This window comes from Streptomyces fructofermentans (assembly GCF_014651055.1).
Classification (GTDB): Bacteria; Actinomycetota; Actinomycetes; order Streptomycetales; family Streptomycetaceae; genus Streptomyces; species Streptomyces fructofermentans.
Window position 1 is genome coordinate 192428 of sequence record NZ_BMWD01000012.1, and the last position, 24588, is coordinate 217015.

General features: G+C 74.7%; 19 protein-coding genes and 1 riboswitch. Of the genes, 13 read left to right on the forward strand and 6 right to left on the reverse strand.

The features are described 5' to 3' along the window. Positions 1 to 26: 26 nt before the first annotated feature. Positions 27 to 260: a ferredoxin gene (locus IE265_RS18860; RefSeq protein WP_190036769.1), complete on the reverse strand. Its 234-nt coding sequence runs from the start codon at positions 258 to 260 to the stop codon at positions 27 to 29. Positions 261 to 262: 2 nt separating this feature from the next. Further along, entirely contained in the window at positions 263 to 1720 is a 1458-nt protein-coding gene (locus IE265_RS18865) for an aldehyde dehydrogenase (protein ID WP_190036770.1), read from the reverse strand. A 163-nt stretch (positions 1721 to 1883) separates the two neighbouring features. Between IE265_RS18865 and IE265_RS18870 the strand changes: the two genes are divergently transcribed. After that, positions 1884 to 2951, forward strand: coding sequence for a Strvi_7410 family MBL fold metallo-hydrolase (locus IE265_RS18870; protein ID WP_190036771.1), 1068 nt, complete (start codon positions 1884 to 1886; stop codon positions 2949 to 2951). Positions 2952 to 3083: 132 nt separating this feature from the next. Here the strand turns inward: IE265_RS18870 and IE265_RS18875 are convergent, their stop codons facing one another. Continuing rightward, complete coding sequence (locus IE265_RS18875; protein WP_190036772.1) at positions 3084 to 5228, reverse strand: ATP-binding protein; 2145 nt, start codon at positions 5226 to 5228, stop codon at positions 3084 to 3086. A gap of 442 nt (positions 5229 to 5670) precedes the next feature. Further along, positions 5671 to 5748: riboswitch (cobalamin riboswitch) on the forward strand. 126 nt (positions 5749 to 5874) lie between these two features. Between IE265_RS18875 and IE265_RS18880 the strand changes: the two genes are divergently transcribed. The 6 genes from IE265_RS18880 (at position 5875) to IE265_RS18905 (ending at position 12721) form a co-directional block, all read left to right on the forward strand. After that, positions 5875 to 7158: an SCO2321 family membrane protein gene (locus tag IE265_RS18880; protein WP_190036773.1), complete on the forward strand. Its 1284-nt coding sequence runs from the start codon at positions 5875 to 5877 to the stop codon at positions 7156 to 7158. Then, entirely contained in the window at positions 7155 to 7838 is a 684-nt protein-coding gene (locus IE265_RS18885) for an SCO2322 family protein (protein ID WP_190036774.1), read from the forward strand. The genes IE265_RS18880 and IE265_RS18885 overlap by 4 nt, the downstream gene beginning before the upstream one ends. Positions 7839 to 7852: 14 nt before the next feature. After that, positions 7853 to 9178, forward strand: coding sequence for an energy-coupling factor transporter transmembrane component T (locus tag IE265_RS18890; RefSeq protein ID WP_190036775.1), 1326 nt, complete (start codon positions 7853 to 7855; stop codon positions 9176 to 9178). Next, positions 9175 to 11106 (forward strand): ABC transporter ATP-binding protein, encoded by a 1932-nt coding sequence (locus IE265_RS18895; RefSeq protein ID WP_190036776.1) that lies wholly within the window; start codon positions 9175 to 9177, stop codon positions 11104 to 11106. The genes IE265_RS18890 and IE265_RS18895 overlap by 4 nt, the downstream gene beginning before the upstream one ends. Then, on the forward strand, positions 11103 to 11969 hold the full coding sequence (locus tag IE265_RS18900) for an ECF transporter S component (RefSeq protein ID WP_190036777.1): 867 nt from the start codon (positions 11103 to 11105) through the stop codon (positions 11967 to 11969). Before IE265_RS18895 ends, IE265_RS18900 begins: the two co-directional genes overlap by 4 nt. Positions 11970 to 12298: 329 nt before the next feature. After that, the gene (locus IE265_RS18905; protein ID WP_190036778.1) at positions 12299 to 12721 is read left to right on the forward strand and encodes an aggregation-promoting factor C-terminal-like domain-containing protein; all 423 of its coding nucleotides are present in this window, start codon (positions 12299 to 12301) and stop codon (positions 12719 to 12721) included. 271 nt (positions 12722 to 12992) lie between these two features. Here IE265_RS18905 and IE265_RS18910 read toward each other — a convergent pair whose 3' ends face one another. Then, positions 12993 to 14162 carry a steroid 3-ketoacyl-CoA thiolase gene (locus tag IE265_RS18910; RefSeq protein ID WP_190036779.1) on the reverse strand — a complete coding sequence of 390 codons (1170 nt, stop codon included), beginning with the start codon at positions 14160 to 14162 and terminating at the stop codon, positions 12993 to 12995. Positions 14163 to 14502: 340 nt separating this feature from the next. On the opposite strand from IE265_RS18910, the gene IE265_RS18915 reads away from it, so the two are divergent. The 4 genes from IE265_RS18915 (at position 14503) to IE265_RS18930 (ending at position 20479) form a co-directional block, all read left to right on the forward strand. Next, a complete protein-coding gene (locus tag IE265_RS18915) occupies positions 14503 to 15747 on the forward strand; it encodes a cytochrome P450 (RefSeq protein WP_190036780.1) in 1245 nt (414 codons plus the stop codon). 220 nt (positions 15748 to 15967) lie between these two features. Next, positions 15968 to 16405, forward strand: a complete 438-nt coding sequence (locus tag IE265_RS18920) for a hypothetical protein (RefSeq protein WP_190036781.1) — start codon at positions 15968 to 15970, stop codon at positions 16403 to 16405. A 284-nt stretch (positions 16406 to 16689) separates the two neighbouring features. Beyond that, positions 16690 to 18750: a hypothetical protein gene (locus IE265_RS18925; protein ID WP_190036782.1), complete on the forward strand. Its 2061-nt coding sequence runs from the start codon at positions 16690 to 16692 to the stop codon at positions 18748 to 18750. Positions 18751 to 18847: 97 nt separating this feature from the next. Then, a complete protein-coding gene (locus IE265_RS18930; protein ID WP_190036783.1) occupies positions 18848 to 20479 on the forward strand; it encodes a DUF8823 domain-containing protein in 1632 nt (543 codons plus the stop codon). Here the strand turns inward: IE265_RS18930 and IE265_RS18935 are convergent. Next, the gene (locus IE265_RS18935) at positions 20433 to 22487 is read right to left on the reverse strand and encodes a bifunctional glycosyltransferase 87/phosphatase PAP2 family protein (RefSeq protein WP_190036784.1); all 2055 of its coding nucleotides are present in this window, start codon (positions 22485 to 22487) and stop codon (positions 20433 to 20435) included. The two genes, IE265_RS18930 and IE265_RS18935, sit on opposite strands and share 47 nt — an antisense overlap. A 299-nt stretch (positions 22488 to 22786) precedes the next feature. Here IE265_RS18935 and IE265_RS18940 point away from each other — a divergent pair, with 299 nt between their 5' ends. Then, entirely contained in the window at positions 22787 to 23458 is a 672-nt protein-coding gene (locus IE265_RS18940) for an O-methyltransferase (protein WP_190036785.1), read from the forward strand. A gap of 107 nt (positions 23459 to 23565) precedes the next feature. Here IE265_RS18940 and IE265_RS18945 read toward each other — a convergent pair whose 3' ends face one another. Beyond that, positions 23566 to 23964, reverse strand: coding sequence for a hypothetical protein (locus IE265_RS18945; protein ID WP_190036786.1), 399 nt, complete (start codon positions 23962 to 23964; stop codon positions 23566 to 23568). A 142-nt stretch (positions 23965 to 24106) separates the two neighbouring features. Between IE265_RS18945 and IE265_RS18950 the strand changes: the two genes are divergently transcribed. Then, positions 24107 to 24511, forward strand: a complete 405-nt coding sequence (locus IE265_RS18950; protein ID WP_190036787.1) for a DnaJ family domain-containing protein — start codon at positions 24107 to 24109, stop codon at positions 24509 to 24511. The last annotated feature ends 77 nt before the right edge of the window (positions 24512 to 24588 follow it).

A 24588-nucleotide genomic window follows, 5' to 3' on the forward strand; every position in this document is an offset into this window, starting at 1 on the left:
CCGTCGCACGCTGCCCGCAAGCACCCTCAGTCGTCGGGCGGGAACACCGCCTCCCCGCTTCCCAGCAGGGTGACCGCGATGGCCTCGACCGGGCATCCCTCCGCCGCCGCCAGCACCTTCTCGTTGGCGTCGGCCTCCGGCTCCGTCGGGTGGGACTGCATGGCGGAGTCGAGGCGGAAGGCCGACGGCGCGAGATGGGTGCACTGGGCCGATCCGATGCAGAGCGAGCGGTCGACCTCGACGTGCCAGCGGTCGCCCACGGTCAGGCCTCCCAGCCGGCGGGCAGGTGGATCATCTTGTGCTCCAGGTACTCGCCGAACCCCTCGGGGCCGAACTCGCGGCCCAGGCCGGAGTCCTTGTAGCCGCCGAAGGGGCCGAGCATGTCCAGGCTGAAGGTGTTGACGGAGTACGTCCCGGTGCGGACCCGGCGGGCGATGTCGACTCCGTGGGCCACGTCGGCGGTCCACACGCTGCCGCTCAGGCCGTAGTCGGAGTCGTTGGCGATCCCGACCGCCTCGGCCTCGTCGCCGTACGGGAGCAGGCAGATGACCGGCCCGAAGATCTCCTCGCGCGCGATCCGCATGGAGTTGTCGACGTCCCCGAAGAGGGTCGGCTCGACGTACCAGCCGCGGTCCAGTCCGGCGGGCCGGCCGCCGCCCGTGAGGATCTTGGCGCCCTCCTCCTGGCCGATGCGGATGTAGTCGAGGCTGCGCTGCTGCTGCCGCCGCGCCACGAGCGGCCCCACCTGGGTCGCCGGGTCCAGCGGGTCGCCCACCACCAGCGCCCCTGCCGCCTCGGCGAAGGCGTCCGCGAACTCGTCGTAGCGCGAGCGCGGCACGAGGATGCGGGTCTGGGCGACGCACGCCTGGCCGTTGTTCATCCAGGCCGCCGAGACGATGCCCGGCACCGCGGTCGCGAGGTCCGCGTCCGGCAGCACCACGGCCGCGGACTTGCCGCCCAGCTCCAGCGTGACGCGGGTCAGGTTGCGCGAGGCGACCTCCATGACCCGCCGACCCGCCGCGACCGAACCGGTGAAGGAGACCTTGTCGACGCCGGGGTGCCCGACGAGGTACTCGCTCACCTCGCGGTCCGCGGGCAGGATCGACAGGACCCCCTCCGGCAGCCCGGCCTCGCGTGCGATCTCGCCGAGTATGTAGGCGTCGAGCGGCGACTCGGGCGACGGCTTCAGCACGACCGTGCAGCCGGTGAGCAGCGCGGGGGCGAGCTTGGCCGCCGCCACGAACTGGGGCACGTTCCACGGCACTACGGCGGCGACGACCCCGACGGGCTCCCGGCGCACGAGGATGCGGCCGAGCACCCCGTCGCGCGCCTCCTCGTACGTGAAGTCCCGCGCGACCGTGATCGCGGCGTCCCACACCATCATCGCGCCGAGGGCCTGCGCGAGGACGCTCCAGGAGTACGGGGAGCCGTTCTCGGAGGAGATCACCCGGGCGATCTCCTCGTGGCGCACGGCGATCGCGTCCTTGATCCGGGTGACGACCGCGACGCGCTCGTCGAGCGTCATCCGCGGCCAGGGCCCCTCGTCGAACGCGGTGCGCGCCGCGGCGACGGCCCGGTCGACGTCCGCGCGCGAGGCGTGCGGCACCCGCCCGATGACCTCCTCCGTGTGCGGGGAGACCACCTCGATGACGTCCTGTCCGAGAGGAGCGGCCAACTCCCCGCCGATGAAAAGCTGTCCGTGTTCCACGAGCTCGGTCATGACCGACTGCCTCTCCGGAGCCATTTCCTGACGGTGCATCAGACAATGGAACAGATACCAGTTCCCCTGGGAGGAGTCCACGGAGCGAGCCGGATGAGTGCCGCGGGCTCCCATTGGAACCCGTTCTAGTTATAGTGACCCGAAGGCGGCGACAGGGGAGCCCATGGCACAGGTGAGCGATCACGGCGGGGGCGTACGGTCCATCGAGGTCCCCATCCCGGACAATCCACTCGGGTTCACGCTGGTGTACGTCCTGGACACGGACCGCGGGCCCGTCCTGATCGACACGGGCTGGGACGACCCCTCCTCCTGGGACGCGCTCGCCGAGGGACTGGCTGCCTGCGGGACGTCGGCCGGCGACATCCACGGGGTGGTGATCACGCACCACCACCCCGACCACCACGGCCTGTCGGCCAAGGTCCGCGAGGCGTCGGGCGCGTGGGTCGCGATGCACGCCGCCGACATCTCGGTGGTACGGCGGACCCGCGCGACCGGGCCCGAGCGGTGGTACGCGTACATGGCGGACAAGCTGGTCGCCTCCGGCGCCCCCGAGGAGCACGTGGCCCCCCTGCGCGCGGCCCGCGACCGCCGCCGCGGCCCCGCCGGCACGGGAACGGACTCCCGCCGCCGGCTGCCCGGACTGTCCCCCGCGCTCCCCGACCGCGAGATCGTCCCCGGCGAACTCCTCGACCTGGCCGGCCGGCGGCTGCGCGCGATCTGGACGCCGGGTCACACGCCGGGACACGTCTGCCTGCACCTGGAGGAGCGCCATCCGGCGCGACTGCCGGGCCATGGGCGGCTGTTCTCGGGGGACCACCTGCTGCCGAGGATCACCCCGCACGTCGGCCTGTACGAGGACCCCGACGACGCCGGCGAGGTCGCGGACCCCCTGGGCGACTACCTCGACTCGCTGGAGCGGATCGGCCGGCTCGGACCCGCCGAGGTGCTCCCCGCCCATCTGCACGCCTTCACCGACGCCCCTTCCCGCGTACGGGAGTTGCTGGACCACCACGAGTCCCGGCTGACCGGTCTGCTCACCCTGCTCGGCACCCCGCTCACCGCGTGGCAGCTCGCCGAGCGCATGGAGTGGAACCGGCCCTGGCAGCAGATCCCGTACGGCTCGCGGAACATCGCGGTGTCCGAGGCCGAGGCCCATCTGCGGCGGCTGGTGAAACTGGGCCGCGCGGAGGCCGTGCCGGGCAGCGATCCGGTGACGTACGCGGCGGTGTGACGCACGGCGGCCGCCCGGGCGGGGGCGCGGCCCGGCGGCCGGGTGCGCCGCCCACGGCACGCCGGGCCGGGGCGCCGCGCGTGCCGGGGCCGCCTCTCGCCGGACGCGGGCACCGCACGCGCCGCCCGCCCCTCAGCGGCTCGGCGCGCCGCTGACCGCGTAGGCGACGCCCCGCTCGTACGACATGCCGAGCCCCTCCTCGTACGCCGTCGCGTAGGCCTCCTCGCCGATCTTCCGCCGCACCCGGCGCTCGCGGTCCAGGCGGGCCGCCATGAGGTCGGGCGACTGCATCTGCGCCCTGCCGACCAGTTCCCAGACGCGCTGGCCGATGGCGAGCAGCCGGGCGGCCCGGCGTCCGTCGCCGACCGCGACCACCGCCGAGGCCAGGACGTCGAGGGTGAAGGCGACGCCCAGGGTGTTGTGCAGCAGCGAGTGCCCCACCAGGGCCGCCCGCGCGTTGGGCACCGCCGCGAGGAGGTCGCCGTCGGCCAGGTCGGCCTCGGCGACGAAGCAGTCGGCGAAGGCGCCCGCCCAGCACTCGCCGCGCCGCGCGCTCTCGTCCCGCACCTCGTCGGCGACCTCGCGGGCGCGTGTGTGGTCGCCGCTCAACTGGTGGGCCAGGCTCAGCGCGAGGCGCACCTGGAGCTGCGCGGCCCCCAGCCAGTCGTCCCGAACGGGCAGCGGCTCGACGGCGTCCAGCACGGCCACGGCCTCCGCCAGCCGCCCGGTGAGCAGCAGATGGCTCCCGGTCAGGTAGGCGGCCGCGACGACCGCCACGGGCTCGCCCTGCTCCCGGGCCGCGGTCGCGCACACGGCGGCCCAGCGCGCCGCGCCGTCCAGGTCCCCCTGGAGCAGCGCGACGGCGCCCCGGGCCCAGAGGGCGCGCACGCAGTCGGGGCCGGGCTGCGGATCGGCGGTGAGCACCTGGTCGAGGCAGTGCTGCGCGTCGCGCAGATGGCCGCAGTGGCGCCACAGGAATCCGATGTCGGCCGCCGCGCACAGGGACACGGCCGTGTCGCGCTCGGACAGCGCGCAGTCCATGGCGGCGCGGAGGTTGGCGTGGTCGGCGAGCGTGCGCTCGCACCAGAGCACCTGGCTGCCGGTGTTCCACTCCGCGCAGCCCCGCGCGGCGAGACGCCGGTAGTGGTCGAGGTGGCGCAGCCGCAGGGCCCGCTCCTCGCCCAGCGCACGCAACCAGTCGCCACCGAACTCCCGCACGCTGTCCAGGAGTTGGTACCGGTCCTCCTGCGTGCGGTGGCGCAGCACGATCGACTGCTCGACGAGCCGTTCCAGCAGCCCCGCGATCAGTGCGGCGGGCAGCGGGCCGCCCGAGCAGACCTCCTCGGCGGCCGTCGCGTCGAAGCCGCCGGCGAACACCGAGAGCCTGGCCCACAGCAACCGCTCCAGGGGCGCGCACAGTTCATGGCTCCAGCCGATCGCCGTACGCAGCGTCCGGTGCCGCAGTTCTCCCCGGCCGGGTTCCGCGGCGAGCAGGTCGAGCGGGGACGGCAGGCTCTCCCGCAGCCGCTCGTCGAGGCGCTCCAGGGTGAGGTCGCCCAGCCGGGCGGCGGCGAGTTCGATGGCGAGGGGCATCCCGTCGAGGCGGCGGCACACGGCGGCGACCGCGTCCGCGGTGCTGGCGTCCAGGGCGAAGCCGGGCGCCGCCTCGCCGGCGCGCTGGGCGAACAGGTCCAGGGCGTCCCCGTGCGGGTCCCCGCCCGTGCCGTCCGGCCCGCCCGGCGGCGCGAGGCAGTCGGTCCGCACGGGCAACGGGTCCACCTCGGCCCGGAGTTCGGAGCCGAGTCCCAGGCTCTCGCGGCTGGTGGCCAGCACGCGCACCCCGGGCGCAGCGGCGAGCACGGCCCGTACGAGGCCGGCGCAGTCGGGCAGGACGTGCTCGCAGGAGTCGAGGACGAGCAGCAGCCGCTTGTCGCGCAGCCAGGCGCAGAGCACCTCAGCCACCGGGCGGGTCGACCGGTCGTGCAGGCGCAGCGCCTCCACGACCGCGAAGCCCACGAGTCCCCGGGCGCGCAGCGGCGACAGCTCCACCAGCCAGACGCCGTCCGGGTAGTGGTGCGCCGCGAGCCGGGCGGCGCGCAGGGCCAGCCGGGTCTTGCCGACACCGCCGGGTCCGACGAGCGTCACCGGGCGGCCGTGCCCGTCGTCCGGGTCGAGGACCGCGTCGAGCCAGGCCAGTTCGTGCCCCCTGCCGACGAAGCTCCGTGTCTCCGGCGGCAGGTTCCCCGCCCGTCCCCCGGTCGTCCTGTCCTCTGGCACGGCAAAGCCCTCCCCGCACGGCGTCCACGCGAACCCAGTGTGACCCGCCCGCCGGGGCACCCGGCACCGCTCCCCCGACCTGGACACCAACTCGCTCCAACCCCGCCCTTTCCTGGCAGATTGCGCCGGGATGCGGTCAAGCCGCCGTCGGCACGCCCCGGAGGCGGACGCCCCGGCCGAGCGACCGCCCGCGCACCGGCGGCACGGGGCGCGCGCGGGCGGGAGGCCGGCACGGGCCGCGGTTCGCCCCGGCCGCAACCGCACGTGCCGCGCGGGCAGGAGGGCGCCCGGGCCGCCGCGGAGGCACTCCCGGCCGCCGCCCCGGGCCCCCGCGGCCCATGCCACCGGCCCCCGCGGCCCATGCCACCGGCCCCCGCGACCGGGCCTCGGGCCCTTTTCTACGGGCCGGTACAGTGAGCGGGTCGTCATCAAACCCGTACGGGGGGAAGCCGGTGCAAATCCGGCGCTGACCCGCAGCCGTGAGTCGCCCGCACCTGGCGGGCGGCGAGCCGGAATGCCCCGGGCGGGACGTGACCGGCTCGCGTCACCGGACCATCCGGTGACCGGCACCGTCGAGGCATACGGAGCCGAGCCGCCCGGGGCTCCGGGCTGCCCGGCTCCCCACAGGGAGAGGCACCCGCCGATCATGTTTGTCCGCCGCAGCGCAGCGGTCCTGGCCGCCACAGCCGTGATCGGCACGGCCTTCGCGCCGGCCGCTCTCGCCGACGAGTCGCCGAGCGCGGCCCCCTCCCAGGCAGTCCCCTCCGGCCTCTACGGCACCACCGACCCCACGTACGACGGCGTGTGGCGGCAGTCCTTGGCGCTGCTCGCCCAGGACACGGTGGACGTGCGGCCCGCGGCGAAGGCCGTCGACTGGCTCGTCGGCCAGCAGTGCGCGAGCGGGGCCTTCGCGGCGTACCGCCCCGACCCGGCCGCCGAGTGCGGCGCCAAGACGCAGGTCGACACGAACAGCACGGCCGCCGCGCTGCAGGCCCTCGAAGCCCTGGACGCGAAGGACTCCGTGACCGGGGCCGCCGTGAAGTGGCTGAAGTCCGTGCAGAACGAGGACGGCGGCTGGGGCTACCTCCCGGGCACGCCCAGCGACACCAACTCGACCGCCGTGGTGATCGGCGCCCTCGAAGCCGCCGACGTCGACCCGCAGGACGTGCCGTCGAAGGACGACCGGACCCCGTACGACGCGCTGCGCGGCCTCTCCGTCCCCTGCGCCGAGGACGGCGGCGGCGCCTTCGCCTACCAGCCCGACAAGAAGGGCAGGCTCGCGGCCAACGCCGACGCCACGGCGGCCGGCGTGCTCGGCGCACTCGGCGAGGGCATGGCCGCGGAGCCCGAGGAGGGGGCGGACGGGGACACCTCGAAGGGCTCCCGGTGCGTGGCGGGCGACTCCCTCTCGATCAAGGACGCGGCCGCCAACGGAGCCGGGTACCTCGCGGACGCGGTGGCGAAGGACGGCCACCTGAAGTCCGCCCTGGCCGGCGCGAAGGACCAGCCCGACTACGGCAACACCGCCGACGCGGTCGTCGCGCTCGCCACGTCCGGCCGGACGGTCGAGGCCGGGAAGTCGCTGGCCTGGCTGGAGAAGAACTCCGCCGACTGGGCGGCGCAGAGCGGCCCGGCCGCGTACGCGCAGCTCATCTTCGCGGCGCACGCCGCCGGCACCGACCCGCGCGCCTTCGGCGGCGCCGACCTGGTGAAGCAGCTCGGCGCGACCGGCCCCGCGGCGTCGGAGGCCGGCACGGACGCGAAGTCCGGGAGCACGGACGGCAACGCCGACAACACCGACAACACCGACAAGAGTGACAAGGACGACACCGACGGCGGCGTCAGCGCCTGGTGGATCGTCGGCGTCGGCCTCGTCGGCGGCATCGGCATCGGCTTCCTCATCAGCGGCCGCAAGAAGAAGCAGCAGTGATCCGCCGCCGCCTGGCTCTGCCGGTCCTGGTCCTCCTGATCGCCGTCCTCGGCGGCGCGGGGCAGGCCCAGGCGGTCGGCTACCGCTACTGGTCCTTCTGGGACCGGGAGTCCGGCGGCACCTGGGCGTACGCGACGCAGGGACCGTCGACCGCGCGGCCCTCCGACGGCGACGTGCAGGGCTTCCGCTTCTCCGTGAGCGAGGACTCGAAGGACTCCGCGAAGCCCCGCGGCGAGGCCGGCTTCGCGGAGATCTGCGCGCGGACCCCGGCCCGCGAGGGCGCCAAGCGGATCGCGCTCGTCCTCGACTTCGGCACCGCGGCCGACGCGCCCGACGGCTCCGCGCCCCCCGCGCCGCGCACGGCGTGCGCCCGGGTCGGCGAGGACGCGACGACGGCGGACGCCCTCGCCGCCGTCGCGGGGCCCCTGCGCTACAACACGAACGCCCTGCTGTGCGCCATCGCGGGCTATCCCCGCACGGGGTGCGGCGAGGCGGTGGCGGACGGCGACCGGAAGACCGGCGCGGCCCCCTCCGGCGAGGACCGGGAGGGGGCGGCGGAGTCCGCCTCCGGTGACGGCGGCGGGTCCGGGGGGCCGTCCGCCGGTCTCGTCGTGGGCGCCGCCGCGGTGGCCGTGCTGGGCGCGGCGGCCCTGTGGCAGTCCCGCCGACGCCGCGGCTGACGGGAGCACGGGCGATGAGCGAGGGACGGGACGCCGTGACGACCGGCGCCGGGCGGCACGGCGCACGTCCGTCCGCGCGGGGCCGCGGGCACGGGCCGGCCCCGGCCCGGCCGGCTCCCGCCGGAGCCTTCTCCGGAAGGGTCCGGCGGCTGCGCGCGCCGCGGGCCACCCGGGCCAACGCCCTGCACCCCGGCGCCTGGTGGATCTGGGCCCTGGGTCTGGGCACAGCGGCCTCCCGCACCACGAACCCCCTGCTGCTGGCCCTCCTCGTGGCCGTGTCCGGCTATGTGGTCGCCGCGCGCCGGACGGAGGCCCCGTGGGCCCGCTCGTACGGCGCCTTCGTCAAGCTCGCCCTGGTCGTACTGGGCATCCGGCTGGGCTTCGCCGTGGTCCTCGGCTCACCCGTCCCCGGCACTCACGTGCTCGTCACCCTGCCCGAACTGCCCCTGCCCGACTGGGCCCAGGGCATCCGCGTCGGAGGCCGCGTCACGGCGGAGGGCCTCGTCTTCGCCGTGTACGACGGGCTGAAGCTCGCCGCGCTGCTGATCTGCGTGGGCGCGGCGAACGCCCTCGCGAACCCCGCCCGACTCCTCAAGTCCCTGCCCGGCGCCCTGTACGAGGCCGGAGTCGCCGTGGTGGTCGCCCTCACCTTCGCCCCGAACCTGATCGCGGACGTCCAGCGGCTGCGGGCGGCCCGGCGGCTGCGCGGCCGCCCCGACAGCGGGCTGCGCGGGCTGCTCCAGGTCGGACTCCCGGTCCTGGAGGGCGCGTTGGAGCGCTCGGTCGCCCTCGCGGCGGCGATGGACGCCCGGGGCTACGGCCGCACCGCCGCGGTCGCGCCCGCCGTCCGGCGCACCACCGCCGTCCTCACCCTGGGCGGCCTGGTCGGCGTCTGCGCGGGGACGTACGGGGTGCTCACCGCGGAGGGCGGTGTCCACGGACTGCCCGTCCTGCTCGCCGGCCTCGCAGCGGCGCTCGCGGGCCTGTGGCTCGGCGGCCGCCGCTCGGTGCGCACGCGCTACCGGCCCGACGCATGGGGCGTGCGCGCGTGGCTGGTCGCCGGAGCAGGCGCGGCGGTGGCGGCCCTGGTGATCCTGTACTCGTCGTACGACCCGGCGGCGCTGCACCCCGGTGTCGTACCGCTGACCGCGCCGGTCCTGCCGCTGTGGCCGGCCGGGGCCGCGCTGCTCGGCCTGCTCCCGGCGTTCGTCGCCCCGGACCCCGCCGCGGACCGCACGCGGGGCCCGGCGCCGGTCGCGGACCGCGCCCCCGCACCGTCCCCCGCACCCGCACCGATCCCGGCCGCAGTTCCGGACCGGAAGACCGAGGAGACCCCATGATCCGCTTCGAGGACGTCTCGGTGACGTACGACGGGGCGCCGGGGCCGGCCGTACGCGGCGTCGACCTCACCGTGCCCGAGGGCGAACTGGTGCTGCTCGTCGGCCCGTCCGGTGTCGGCAAGTCGACGGTCCTGGGCGCGGTGAGCGGACTCGTGCCCCACTTCACCGGCGGCACGCTGCGCGGACGCGTCACCGTGGCGGGCCGTGACACGCGCACGCACAAGCCGCGCGAACTGGCCGACGTGGTCGGCACCGTGGGCCAGGACCCGCTGTCGCACTTCGTGACGGACACCGTCGAGGACGAACTCGCCTACGGCATGGAGTCGTTGGGCCTGGCTCCCGATGTGATGCGGCGCCGCGTGGAGGAGACGCTCGACCTGCTCGGCCTCGCGGACCTGCGCGACCGCGCGATCTCCACGCTCTCCGGCGGGCAGCAGCAGCGCGTCGCGATCGGCTCGGTCCTCACCCCGCATCCGAGGGTCCTGGTCCTCGACGAACCGACGTCGGCCCTCGACCCGGCGGCAGCGGAGGAGGTCCTCGCCGTCCTCCAGCGCCTCGTGCACGACCTCGGCACGACCGTCCTCATGGCCGAGCACCGGCTGGAACGCGTCATCCAGTACGCCGACCAGGTGGCGCTGCTCCCGTCGCCGGGCGCCCCGCCCGTCCTGGGGACGCCGTCCGAGGTGATGGCCGTGTCCCCGGTGTACCCGCCGGTCGTGGACCTGGGCAGATTCGCCGGCTGGTCACCGCTGCCGCTGACGGTGCGGGACGCCCGGCGGCGGGCCGGAGCGCTGCGGGAACGTCTGGCGCGGGCCGCCCCGCCCGATCCCTCGTACGCCTCCTCCCACGACCTGCCGTCGGCGGCAGCGCGCGCGGCCGCCGACGGCAGCGGCGGCACCGGAGCGGACAGCGGCACGGCGGACACCCCGGGCACCGGCGCCCGGGGCACGCACGGTGCCGGGACCGGCACCGCGGCCCCGGGCACGGCGGACGGCACGGGAACGGCCGGCACCTCGGCGATCGGCACCCCGTCGATCGATGCCCCCTCCCCCGGCGCCCCGGCGCCCGTCCGCCGCCCGTGGTCCTTCCGCAGGCGCGTGCGCGGCGTCCCCGGCGCCGCCCCGGCGCTCACGGCGGTCGGAGGCGCGGTCGTCGAGGGCCTGGCGGTCCGCAGGGGCCGGACCGAGGTGCTCCACGACGTCACTCTCACCGTCGCGCCCGGCGAGACGGTCGCGCTGATGGGCCGCAACGGCGCGGGCAAGTCCACCCTGCTCGCCGCGCTCGTCGGGATGGTCGCCCCGGCGGCGGGCTCGGTCCGCGTCGGCGGCGTCGAACCGCACCTCACGGACCCCCGGGAGCTGGTCCGCCACGTCGGACTCGTACCGCAGGAGCCCAGGGACCTGCTGTACGCGGACACCGTGGCCGCCGAGTGCGTGGCCGCCGACGGCGACGCCGGCGCCGGGCCGGGCACCTGCCGGGCCCTGGTGTCGGGGCTGCTCCCGGACATCGCGGACGACACGCACCCCCGGGACCTCTCCGAGGGGCAGCGGCTCGCCCTGGCGCTCGCCGTCGTGCTGACGGCCCGCCCTCCGCTGCTCCTGCTCGACGAACCGACCCGCGGTCTGGACTACGCGGCGAAGTCCCGGCTGGTCACCGTCCTGCGGCGGCTCGCGTCCCGCGGGCACGCCATCGTGCTCGCGACCCACGACGTCGAACTGGCCGCGGAGCTCTCCCACCGGGTCGTCATCCTCGCCGACGGCGAACCCGTGGCCGACGGCCCGACGGCGGAGGTCGTCGTGGCGTCCCCGTCCTTCGCACCCCAGATCACCAAGGTCCTCGCCCCGCAGCAGTGGCTGACCGTGCCGCAGGTCCGCGCCGCGCTGGAGCCCGCGCGGCTGCCCCGCCACGATAAGGAGCCGCGACCGTGAAGACGCCGGGTTCCAGCCCCCGGGCCCGCCCCGTCCGCCTCGGGCCACGCTCCGTGGCCGCCCTGTGCCTGGTCGGCGCGATCGGCCTGGCCTCGCTCACATGGCCCTTCTTCAGCGGGCCCACCTCTCAGGTCGCCGCCCACGCGAAGGACGCGCCCTGGCTCTTCGCGGGGCTGCTCGTACTGCTGGTGGGGGTCGTCGCGGCGACGATCTCCGAGTCCGGCCTCGGCCCGAAGGCCGTGGCCATGCTCGGGGTGCTCGCCGCGACCGGGGCCGCGCTGCGGCCGATCGGGGCCGGCACGGCGGGCATCGAGCCGATGTTCTTCCTGATGGTGCTGAGCGGGAGGGTGCTCGGTCCGGGCTTCGGATTCGTGCTCGGGGCGGTGACCATGTTCGCCTCGGCACTGCTCACCGGAGGTGTCGGACCGTGGATGCCGTTCCAGATGCTCTCCATGGGCTGGTTCACGATGGGCGCGGGACTGCTCCCGGGTCCCGACCGGCTGCGCGGCCGCGCCGAACTCGCGCTGCTCGCGGCGTACGGGTTCCTCGCCGCCTTCGCGTACGGCACGATCATGAACCTGGCCGGGTGGCCCTTCATGGACGCCCTGTCGTCGAACGTCGCCTTCGACCCGCAGGACGCCGTGCACACGAACCTGGCGCGGTTCGTCGCCTACTGCCTCGCCACCTCCCTCGGCTGGGACCTGGGCCGGGCCGCGGTGACGGTCCTGCTGACGCTCACCCTGGGCGCGACCGTCCTGAAGGCGCTGCGCCGGGCCACCAGGAGGGCCGCCTTCGAGGCCCCGGTCACATTCGAGGACCCCGCGGGTGCGGCGCCGGTCACACCGTCCGGGCGCACCCCGTAGAGGCACGGACCACCGTCCGTCACCCCGGCCGTGAGGCGGCCCACAGGACCTTGGTCCTCCACTACACGCGGCAGTAGACGCATCCGCCTGTCATGAACGCGTCCACACCCCCTCCGACCTGCACATTGAGAGCCGCGTCACACAGGGACCTTCTGCCGTGCATACGACCACAACTAGCAAAAGGGGTCATTGCGGACACCCTTCGAGCCTGTTTCTCTGGAGGAGTCGCAAGGCGCCGACAGCCCCTCAGGGCCTAGGCGCCATCGCATGCCGGAGCTTCACGACACGGCGTACGAGCGGCCCCCCTGTCCCCGAAGAAAAGGTTCTCCGTGCCCATCTCCACCCGCATCCGCCGCATCGCCTCCCCCAAGAGGGTCCTCACCGGTGCCGCCGTGGCAGCCGCCACCGCCGGCATGGCGCTCGCGGCGGCCCCCGCCCAGGCCGCGACTCCGGCGGCCACGTCCGCCTCGGCCAAGGCGATCGCGCAGAAGATGATCCCGAACGACACGCAGTACGCGGCGTTCAGCAAGATCGTCGAGCACGAGAGCGGCTGGAACGTCAACGCGCAGAACTCGTCCTCCGGCGCGTACGGCCTGGTCCAGGCGCTGCCCGCCTCGAAGATGGCCTCGGCGGGCTCGGACTGGAAGACCAACCCGGCCACCCAGATCAAGTGGGGCCTGGACTACATGAACGACCGCTACGGCAGCCCCGTCGGCGCCTGGAACTTCTGGCAGGCCAACGGCTGGTACTGACCCGGCCGGACGGCGACGCGAGGCATCGCGCCCCGCATCCAGCGTTCCGCACCGCGAAGGCGGCGGCCCCCGATCCCCGGGGCCGCCGCCTTCGTCGTACGCCCGACCGGGCACCGCCGCCCGCCCCGGCGCCTCGCCGATGGCCGCGCGGGCGGTCCCCGCGCGGCCACGGGCTCTCCCTGGGACGGCGAGTGGCGGCGCACCGCGCGGAGCCTGCACGCCGTCGCCCACCGGACCGTGCGCCCGCGGCGGACGCGCGGGACGCGTCCCGCTACAGCCGCTGGATGATCGTCCCGGTCGCCAGCGCCCCGCCCGCGCACATCGTGATCAGCGCGAACTCCTTGTCCCGCCGCTCCAGTTCGTGCAGCGCGGTGGCGATGAGCCGGGCACCCGTGGCACCGACCGGGTGACCGAGGGCGATGGCACCGCCGTTGACGTTGACCTTCTCCAGATCCTGCTCGAAGACCTGGGCCCAGCTCAGCACCACGGAGGCGAACGCCTCGTTGATCTCGACGAGGTCGATGTCCTTGAGGGTCATGCCCGCCTTGCCGAGCACCGCCCGCGTCGCGTCGACGGGCCCGTCGAGGTGGAAGTGCGGGTCGGATCCGACGAGCGCCTGGGCGACGATCCGGGCGCGCGGCCTGAGCTTCAGCGCGCGGGCCATCCTCTTCGAGGCCCACATGACGGCGGCCGCGCCGTCGGAGATCTGCGACGAGTTGCCGGCCGTGTGGACGGCCGTGGGCATGACCGGCTTCAGCCTCGCGAGAGCCTCCATCGAGGTGTCCCGCAGCCCCTCGTCCCGGTCGACGAGCCGCCACATCCCCTGCCCGGCCCGCTGCTCGTCCTCGTTGGTGGGCACCTGCACCGCGAACGTCTCGCGCTTGAAGCGCTCCTCCGACCAGGCCGCCTGCGCCCGCTCCTGCGAGATGAGCCCGAGGGAGTCGACGTTCTCCCTGGTCAGCCCTCGGCGGCGGGCGATCCGCTCGGCGGCCTCGAACTGGTTGGGCAGGTCCACGTTCCACTCGTCGGGAAAGGGCTTCCCCGGTCCGTGCTTGGACCCGGACCCCAGCGGCACCCTCGACATGGACTCGACGCCGCAGGAGATGCCCACGTCGATCACTCCCGCCGCGACCATGTTGGCCACCATGTGCGACGCCTGCTGCGAGGACCCGCACTGGCAGTCGACCGTGGTCGCCGCCGTCTCGTACGGAAGCCCCATCGTGAGCCAGGCGGTGCGGGTCGGATTCATGGACTGCTCGCCGGCGTGCGTCACCGCGCCGCCGACGATCTGCTCGACGCAGTCCGCGTGGATCCCGGTGCGCCCGAGCAGTTCCCGGTAGGTCTCGCCCAGCAGGTAGGCGGGGTGCAGATTGGCGAGCGCGCCGCCGCGCCTGCCGATGGGGGTGCGTACGGCTTCGACGATCACGGGTTCCGCGGCCATGGGGAGTTCCTCTCCTCGGGTCACCCGCGCGGCGCGGGCGTCCCGGCCCACCCGCCACGCTGAACTAGTACGCGTTCTAGTTCTGTCTGCAGTCTGCTGACCCGGCGCCCGACCCCGCAAGGGTCGTGCAGACGCCGAAGTCGTGATCTGCACCAATCCCGCACGGAATTGGGGTCGCCCTGCCCCTTGCCACTTGTAGAACCCGTTATTACCTTCACGGCAATTCCCGGTTCCTGATGGACCGTCAGGACAGTTTCGCCCCGCCGCACGGACCGTCGCGCCGGCGGACCTCCAGCAGTACCGGAACGGAACCCGACCGTCGCACGACCTGGAGTTGCCGATGCCCTGTCCAGCGCTGCCCGACGGGTTCGATTTCACCGATCCCGACCTGCTGCACCACCGCGTCCCCCTCCCGGAGTTCGCCGAACTGCGCCGGGCCGAGCCGGTCCGCTGGATCCCGCAGCCGGCCGGCCTCGCCGGCTTCGGGGACGAGGGCTACTGGGCCGTCACCCGGCACGCCGACGTCAAGTACGTATCCACGCACCCCGAGTTGTTCTCCTCCTCGCTCAACACCGCGATCATCCGGTTCAACGAGCACATCGAGCGCGACGCGATCGACGCCCAGCGGCTGATCCTGCTCAACATGGACCCGCCGGAGCACACCCGCGTCCGCCAGATCGTCCAGCGCGGCTTCACACCGCGCGCCATCCGCGCCCTGGAGGAGACCCTGCGCACCCGCGCGGGCCGGATCGTGGAGGCCGCCCTCGCGCACGCGGGCCCCGGCGGCTCCTTCGACTTCGTCACGCAGGTCGCCTGCGAACTGCCGCTCCAGGCGATAGCCGAGCTGATCGGCATCCCGCAGGACGACCGCGCCAAGATCTTCGACTGGTCCAACAGGATGATCGCGTACGACGACCCGGAGTACGCGATCACCGAGGAGGTCGGCCAGGAGTCCGCCACCGAGCTGATCGCCTACGCGATGAACATGTCCGCCGACCGCAAGCAGTGCCCGGCCAAGGACATCGTCAGCACCCTGGTGGCCGCCGAGGACGAGGGCAACCTCGCCTCCGACGAGTTCGGCTTCTTCGTCCTGATGCTGGCCGTCGCCGGCAACGAGACGACCCGCAACGCCATCACCCACGGCATGCACGCCTTCCTCACCCACCCCGACCAGTGGGACCTCTACAAGCGGGAGCGCCCGGCGACCGCCGCCGAGGAGATCGTCCGCTGGGCCACGCCCGTCGTCTCCTTCCAGCGCACCGCCACCCAGGACACCGAACTGGGCGGCAAGCGGATCGGCAAGGGCGACCGCGTCGGCATCTTCTACTCCTCCGCGAACAACGACCCGGAGGTCTTCGACTCCCCCGAGGCCTTCGACATCACCCGCGACCCGAACCCGCACCTGGGCTTCGGCGGCGGCGGCCCGCACTTCTGCCTGGGCAAGTCCCTGGCCACGCTGGAGATCGACCTCATCTTCCAGGCGGTCGCGGACGCGATGCCCGGGCTCCGGCTGACCGGCGCCCCGCGCCGGCTGCGCTCGGCCTGGCTCAACGGTGTCAAGGAGCTGCAGGTCAGCGCCGGTTGACCCGATGCGCGGGAGGCAGGGGGCGTTCCCCCGCGCTCCGCCCCTGCCTCTCGCGCCGCTTCCGCGTGCCCGCCGCGGCCCGTCCCGGAGCCGCCGCGGTCCGCCCCTCCGGACCCCGCCGGCCGCCCCCGCGCGGGCCGCCGGGCCGTGTGGTTCGCGGGCCGCCGAACGGTTAGGGTCCGGACCGACACATGACCGGAGTCGGCGGGGGGACCAGGGGATGCTGGCGGAGGCGATGACGGCGGCGGCCGCGGCCGGGGGCATGGCGGTGGTGCAGAGCGCGGGCACGGACCTGTGGACCACCTTCCGCGAGCGGTGCGCCGCTCTGCTGGGCCGCGGCGATCCCGGCCGCGAGAGCGACGCCCTCGACCGGCTGGACCGGACCGCCGCCGTGCTGGACGCGGCGGGCGAGGACGGGTCCGAGCGGGTCCGCGACCTCCAAGTGGGACTCTGGCAGGGCCGGTTCGAAGCGATGCTGGAGGACATGGACCGAGCCGAACGCATCCGCTTCGTCACCGAACTGCGCTCCCTCAGCGGCGAGTTCACGGCCGAGGGAGCCGGTCGGGGCACGGTGTCCGGGAACACGTTCAGCGGCCCGACCGCACTCCAGATCGGCGACCACAACCACCAGGACGTCCACTTCGGACCTGCCGGATGACCGCCGCGGAGCCGCCGGAACGGGCCGTCGGCCCGGCGGACGCGCACCGCGAACCGGCGGACCCTCGAACCGCGCCGACGGCCCCACCGACCGGACCGGTGCACGCGGGGCCCGAGCCGGTCCGCCCCGGGCGCGGACCGGCGGACACGGGCACCGGACAGGCCCGTACGGGTGCGGAAGCGGCGCGCGCACGCCCGGCACCGGACGGCGGCGGTCCAGCACCGGCGGGAACATCGCCCGACCCGGTCGGCGCACCGGGCGAACTCCCGCCGGTCGCAAGCGCGTTGACGGGCGCCACCTTCAACGGCCCGACGGCCCTGCAGGTCGGCTCGGGCAACACCATGAACGTCACCCGGCAGGTCTTCCACCCCACCCCGCTCGACGCGGCGGCCGACGAACTGGCCGCCGCGGTGACGCGGCAGTGGGAGAAGGAGGCCGGTCTGCGGCGCCTGCTCGACCCCGCGCCGCTGCCGGTGCGCTGGCAGGTCAGCGACCGCAAGGTGGCGGGCCGTGTCGGCGCGGGCACCGCCGAGGGGACCCGCGCCCGCTTCCCCCCGCTGCCCGGCCTGGCGGCGGTCACCCGCGACGACCTGCGCCGTGGCGGCGGGCCGGCCGAACTGCACGCCGTCTACGGCGGGCTGGCCTCGGGACGGCTGCTCCTCGTCGGCCCGCCCGGCGCGGGCAAGACGGCCGCCGCCGTCCTGCTGCTGCTCGACGCCCTCCGGTACCGCGCGAACGCCGCCCCCGGCAGCCGGTCCCGCATACCCGTCCCGGTGCTGCTGTCCCCGCACGGCTGGGAGCCCGGCACGAGGAGCCCCGCCGCCTGGGCCGCGGCCGGGCTCGCCCGGGAGTACACGCTCTTCCGCGGCAGGGACGGCCGGGCCCGCGCCCTCGAACTGCTCGAATCGGGCCGCGTCGCGCTGTTCGTCGACGGTCTGGACGAGGTCGCGGGCAAGCTGCGCGCCACCCTGGTGAGCGCGCTGGAGAGCGCCGACTTCCGGGTCGTGCTGGTCTCCCGCGCCAAGGAGGCCGTCCTGACGGCCAAGCGCGCCCGGCTCGGCGGCGGCGTGGCGCTGGCGGTCCAGCCGGTACGCGCCGAGGACGCGGCCGCGTACCTGCTCGCCCCGCTGCCGAAGTCGCCCCCGCCCGCCTGGCTGGACCTCACCCGCGCCCTGGTCGAGGAACCCGGGGGCCCGGTGGCCCGGGCGCTGTCCGGCCCGCTGGCGATCGGCCTGCTGCGTGACGTCTACGGCGACGACGACCCGGTGGACGAACTGCTCGACGCCGGGCGCTTCCCCACGCCGGGCGCCGTCGAGGACCACCTCCTCGACCACGCCGTGGCCGCCGCGTACACCCCGAGGCCCGGACGGCCGCGGCCCCGCCACTCGCCGGAGACGGCCGAGCGCGCGCTGCGGCACATCGCCGCGCGGCTCACCGGACAGGGCACCCGGGACCTGAGCTGGTGGCACATCCCCGACTGGGCGGACGCCCGTCCCCGGGCGCTCGCGCTCGGGACCGTCGTCGCCCTCGTCTACGCGGCGGTCGGCGTCGCGGTGCTGTGGCGGTCGACCGACCCGCTGTGGACCGTTCCGTACGCGCTCGCGTCGGGTGCCGCCGGTGCCGTCGGCGCGGCCCTGATCAGTTCCCGCCGCGGCCCCGCGCAGCCGCTGCCGAGCGCGGGCTGGCGGGACGTCTTCAGTCGGCCGGCCGTGCTCGTCGGAGTCCGGCACTGGCTGTGGACCGGCGTGGCGCTCTGGTTCCTGGCCTCGACGGTGATCGAGGACTTGCCGCTGTGGCTCTGCTACCTGTCCACGGTCCCGGTCGGGTTCAGCGCGACCCTGGTGTGCGGGCGCGGGTACGAACTCGTGACGGGCACCATCGTCGGGGCCGGGTCCGGGTCGTGGTTCGACGGGGTCAGGGAGAGGTACGGCACCGTCCCGGTGGCGGACACCCGGTCGATCGAGCCGAGGGACGTCTGGCTGCACCACGTGCGGCTGAGGATGCTCCTCGGCCTCCTCGTCGGGGCGTCGGCCGCGCTGCTCGTCGGCCCCGTCGCCCTGTGGCGGTACGGCTTCCCGGACGGCCTCGGCACCCCTCTGCTGGCGGGCCTCTGGACGGCCCTGCTGGCGGGCCCGATGGGGAACCTGGGTGTCGCCACCGCCCTGGCCTCGGTGCAGCTCGCCGCGCGCGAGGGCACCCCCGTACGGCTGATGGCCTTCCTGGAGGACGCCAGGCGGCGCAACCTGCTGCGCACCGCGGGCCCCGTGTACCAGTTCCGCCATGCCCGGCTCCAGGAGCGGCTGGCCCGTCCCCGGGAGACCGACGGGAGTCCTCCGGACGCGTGAACGGGCCTTCCTGTGAACGTTTCGGGGCCGGCGCACGTCTTCACGGGTGGCACCGCCCCTTCCCGCCCTCGAAGACGCCGATCGGAATCGCCGAGCCGTGGTCCCAGCCGCACTTTCCCTCGACCGGCCCGAGGGGGCCGACACCTCCGCCGGGCGGGGCCTCCTCCCGGCGCGGGTCCGTCACCGTGTCTCCCCCGTCGCCCTCGTCGCGACACTGCCGACGGTCCCGCTGTACGTGGTGTGGTGGGTGTTCCTGGCCACCGGCGGCGGTGATCTGGCCGCGCAGGAGGCCTGGGCCGACTTCGCCTCACGGCACGGCGGTTCGGCGTACGGCCTGTTCTGGTACGGCGGAATGCACACCGCCAACTACAGCCTGATCTCGCCGTATCTGATGGCCGCCTTCGGTGTGCGCGCGGTCACCGTCACGGCCGGGCTGCTGGCCGCCTGGCTGGCAGCGGTGCTGATCGCGCGCACGGGGGTCCGGCGCCCGGCGGGCCCGGCCCTGCTCGCGTCGCTCGCGCTGTGGTGCAACGTCGCGTCGGGCCGGACCACGTTCGCGCTGGGCGTGGCGCTGGGGCTCGCGGCCTGCGTGCTGCTGACCGGTGAGCGCCGGCTGCCGCTCGCGGCGGCGTACGCGGCGCTCGCGGCCATGGCCAGCCCGGTGGCGGGACTGTTCCTGGTCGTCGCGGGCGCCGGGCACGCCGCCGCGCGGGACCGGGCACGGGCCCTGGTGCTCGCGGCGCCGCCGTGCGCGGTGGTCGGCGCCACCACCCTGCTGTTCCCGTTCAGCGGTGAGCAGTTGATGCCCGCGGACCGGATCTGGCCGCCCGTGGTCGTCGGCGTCGTCGTGTGGGGCCTCGCGCCGCGCGGCTGGCGGGTGCTGCGGTGGGGCGCCCTGGTGTACGCGGCCGGCACGGTCCTCGCCTACCTGGTGCCCTCGCCGGTCGGCACCAACGTGGAGCGGCTCGCGGAGCTGTTCGCCCCCGCCGCGCTGCTGGCCGCGCTGTCGGCGGTGCCCGGACCCCGGCACCGGCGGATCGCCCTGGCCCTGACGCTGGTGCTCTCCGTGTGCTGGGTGGGCAGGAAGACGGCCGACGACCTGGTGGTGTCGACGGCCGTGCCGGCGTGGGCCGCCCACACGGGCGGTGTCGTACGCGCCCTGGACCGGCTCGGCGCGGACCGTGCCCGGGTCGAGGTGGTGCCGGCCCGCAACCACCGGGAGGCCACCGCGCTGGCGCCCCATGTGAACCTCGCGCGCGGCTGGAACCGGCAGCTCGACATGGAGCGCGGCCGGCTTTTCTACGACGGGACGTTCTCGGAGACGACGTACCGGGCCTGGCTGGACCGGTGGTCGGTCGGGTTCGTCGTGCTGCCGTCGGGGAAGCCGGACGGGTTCGCCGAGGAGGAGGCGCGGCTGGTGCGCCGCGGCCCCGCCTGGCTGGAGCCGGTGTGGCGGGACGCGAACTGGCGGGTCTACCGGGTGCGCGGGGCGGTGCCGCTGGTGTCGGCGCCGGCCGCCGTGGTGCGCGCGGACGCCGCCGAGGTCGTCGTCCACGTGCCGCGGGCGGGCTCGGTGACCGTGCGGGTCGCCTTCTCGCCCTGGCTGTACGCCGAGGGCGGCTGCCTGCGGCGGTCCGGCGGGTTCACCCGTCTCACCGTGGCCGAGCCGGGCGAGTACCGGATCAGCTCGGGGTACGGTCCTTCGCCGGGACCGGCTCCGCGCTGCTGACGTCGGCCGCGGTTCGCGCGAGGGGCCGCGGGCGCGGGCCCTGGAGCAGGTGGGTGAGCGCGAAGCCGGCGCCGACGACCGCCGCGCCGCCCACCGCGTCCAGCACCCAGTGGTTGGCGGTCGCGACGATGGCGGAGACCGTGAACAGCGGGTGCAGCAGGCCGAGCGCCTTCATCCACCACCTGGGGGCGAGGACGGCGATGACGAGTCCGCACCACAGCGACCAGCCGAAGTGCAGCGAGGGCATCGCCGCGTACTGGTTGGTGAGCGCGGTGAGCGTCCCGTAGTCCGGCTGGGAGAAGTCCTGCACGCCGTGCACGGTGTCGACGAAGCCGAGGTCCGGCATGAGCCGCGGCGGGGCGAGCGGGTAGAGCCAGAAGCCGACGAGCGCGAACAGGGTCGCGAAGCCGAGGGCCGAGCGGGCCCAGCGGTAGTCGGCGGGGCGGCGGGCGTACAGGACGCCGAGGACGCTCAGCGGCACCACGAAGTGGAACGACGTGTAGTAGAAGTCGAAGAAGTCCGCGAGCCACCGCACCCGCACCACCGCGTGGTTGGCCCAGTGCTCGATGTCGATCCGCAGGAAGCTCTCGATCGCGTGGATCTGCTCGCCGTGCGCCTCGGCGGTGGCCCGGCCGCCCGAGTTGGTGCCGCCGGTCGCCGCGAGCCTCACCTGCTGGTAGGCGGAGTACCCGACCCGGATCAGCAGCAGTTCGAGCAGCAGGTTCGGGCGGGTGAGGACGCGGCGAAGGAAGGGCAGCAGCGGTACGCGGCTCCAGCGGGCGGGCACCGGCTCCGCGTACCGGGTCGGGACCGGCGACCGGTAGAACTCCGAGGTCCGGGAGAGGAACGGGACGGCGGTCGCGGCGGCCAGCGCGGCGAGCAGCACCACGTTGTCGCGCAGCGGGTACAGCACGGCCATGTTCGGCAGCATCATCTTCGCCGGGAGGGTCATCACCAGGACGACGGCGACGGGCCACACGTAACGGTCGCCGGCCTTCCTGCCGACCCGGCCGACCACCGCGGGCAGCACCCACAGGAGCTGGTGCTGCCAGGTGGTGGGGGAGACGACGACGGCGACGCAGCCGGTGATCGCGACGGCGAGCAGCAACTGCCCGTCGCGGGCGAGGCGCACGGCGCGGCGCAGCCCGAGGACGGCGACGGCGGCGCCCAGCGTCAGGAACAGGGCGACCTCCGGCGGGCCTTCGAGGCCGAGCCGCAGCAGGGCGCCGTGCAGCGACTGGTTGGACAGGCCGTCGGCGGCCCCTCCGAGGCCGACTCCGGCCAGGTGGTGCACCCAGTACGTGTACGAGTCGTGCGGCATCGCCGCCCACGCGAGGGCGGTGCAGGCGGCGAAGGCGGCTCCGGTGGAGACGGCGGCCCGCCGGCGGCCGGTGAACCACAGGAGCGCCGCGAAGAGGAGCACGGTCGGCTGGAGGGCCGCCGCCACGCCGATGAGCAGGCCGCTCGTCCGCTCGCCGCGCACGGCGAAGCAGCCGAGGAGCACCAGGAGCACGGGAATGATGCTGGTCTGCCCGAGGTACAGGGTGTTGCGCACCGGCAGGGACAGCATCAGCAGACTGATCGCGACCGGGGCCGCGAGCAGGGCCGTACGGCGGCTCACGGGCTGCGGCAGTGCACGCGCGGCGACGAGTCCGAGGGCGACCACCAGCAGCAGGGTGCCGAAGGTCCAGCCCCAGCCGAGTGCCTGTTCCGCGGCCCGGGTGAGCGGTTTGAGGACGAGTCCCCCGAAAGGGGTACCCGTGAAGCGCGTCGAGTCGTAGAGCGACCCGTTCACGTGCAGCACGCCGTCCGGGCCGACCCAGGTCTCCAGGTCCGTGAGGCGCTCGGCTCTCGGGGTGCTCAGCACGACGGCCATCTGCCGTACCGCCAGGACGGCGGCGATCAGCCACAGGATCGCGCGGGCAACTCCCAGTCCCGCACCCGCCGTTCCGGGCGCCCGCGCCCCGAATGCCTCACCTGGTCGCCCACCGTGCTCCACATTCGCCACGCGCCGCCGGCCCTCCCGCCCCGTTGGTCACCGATGTCCCAAGGGTCTTGTGCGTCCGTTTCCTCTTGAACCCTAGGAGGCTCGCGCCGCCCCCGCTGGAAGACGCGGGCAACCCGCGCTTCACCTGACATCCCCCGGCATTTCGTCCGGAAGGAGGGTGCGGAAGGCCGGATCCGTCCCCCGCGCTGTCACCCAGTACCGCCACAAGGCGGTTTCAACCGCCCGTCCGGTGGCGAACGGCTATATTCGGAGACGGAATTCCTTAGAGGATCTAACTAGACAGGCGAAAGGTATTGCGCATGACCGAGCCGCAGCTCTGGCAGGACGTGGACGACTACTTCACCGGCCTGCTCGCCCCGCCCGACGCCGTCCTGTCCGCGGCCCTGCGCGACAGCGACGCCGCGGGCCTGCCGCGCATCAACGTGGCCCCCAACCAGGGAAAACTGCTGCACCTCCTCGCCCAGCTCCAGGGCGCGACCCGCATCCTGGAGATCGGCACACTCGGCGGCTACAGCACCATCTGGCTGGCCCGCGCGCTGCCGCAGGACGGCCGGCTGATCACGCTGGAGTACAGCGAGCGGCACGCCGAGGTGGCCCGCGGCAACCTCGCCCGCGCGGGCCTGGACAAGATCACCGAGGTCCGGGTCGGGCCCGCCCTGCGCTCCCTGGAGGAGCTGGCCGCCGAGCACCCCGACCCCTTCGACCTGGTCTTCATCGACGCGGACAAGGTGAACAACCCGCACTACGTGGAGTGGTCCCTGAAGCTCACCCGTCCCGGCGGCCTGATCGTCCTCGACAACGTGGTGCGCGGCGGCGCCGTCGCCGACGCGGCCGACGACGCCCCGGACGTGCGGGGCACCCGGGCGGCCCTCGAACTGTTCGCCTCGCACCCGAGGATCACCGCCACCGCGGTGCAGACGGTGGGTTCGAAGGGGTACGACGGCTTCGCGCTGGCCCGCGTGCTCCCGTGATCGCGCGCCGGGGCTCCCGCGCCCCGCGCGCCGGGGCTGAGACCAGCACACCGGGGCTGACGTGACCCGGGCGCCGGGGCTGACGCGCCCCGGCGCCCGGGGAGCGCTCACACCTCGTGGTAGAAGCCCACGTTCACGCTGCGCGGGCCCGTGCGGTCCAGGACGACCAGCTCGCCGGAACCGCCCGGGGGCAGCTTCGCCGTGCCGCCGTACGGCACCGACCGCGGGGGCGCGCCGCCGTTGAGGACCAGCCGGACCTCGGACGAGGGGTCGTCGTGCGTGCCCCGCAGCCAGGTCACCTGCCAGGCGCCGTCGGGGCCGCACAGGAACTCCAGGTGGACCCGGGAGACGAACAGCCAGTCGTCGGGGGTGGCGAGGCGGCACACACCCCGGTCCCGCCCCACCCGCAGCACGGCCCCCGGCTCGCTGGGCGCGTCGGCCATCTGCATGCCGGCCGTCGCTCCGGCATCCGCCCCGGACACCGTGGCCATGGTGAGTTCGAGCACGTGCGCTCCTTCGTCCCGCTGTTCCGATGATCCCGCGCCGGGGCAGTGGTACCCGCCCCCGCGACGTGCCGCCGCCGAATGATAATTCGCCCGCAGGTGCACCGTCCGGCACAGTCGGCACACCGTCCGGCAGAATGGACGTATGACCGAGCGCAAGCCACCCGGCGTCAGCTTCGAGTCCTGGGTCGACCGGCAGATCCGCACGGCCGAGGCCCGGGGAGAGTTCGCCCAGCTCGCGGGAGCGGGCAAACCGCTGCCCGAAGGCGTCGACACCTCGTACGACGAACTGTGGTGGATCAAGCGGAAGATGGCCCGCGAGGGCTTCGCCGTGCTGCCGCCGACGCTGGCCCTGCGCAAGGAGGCGGAGGACGCGCTCGCGGAGGCCGCCGCGGCGCCCTCGGAGCGCGTGGTGCGCAGGATCGTGACGGAGATCAACGCGAAGATCCGCGAAATGATGTTCAAGCCGCCGCCCGGACCACCGCTCGGTCTGAAGCCGTACGACGTCGAGGAGATCGTCCGCGACTGGCGCGAGCGCCGCGCGGACTGAGGACCGCGGGGCGCGGGCCCGGTGCCCCGTGCGTCCGCCGCGGACGGCGGTGGGCCCCGGCACGGCTTTGAAGCCGT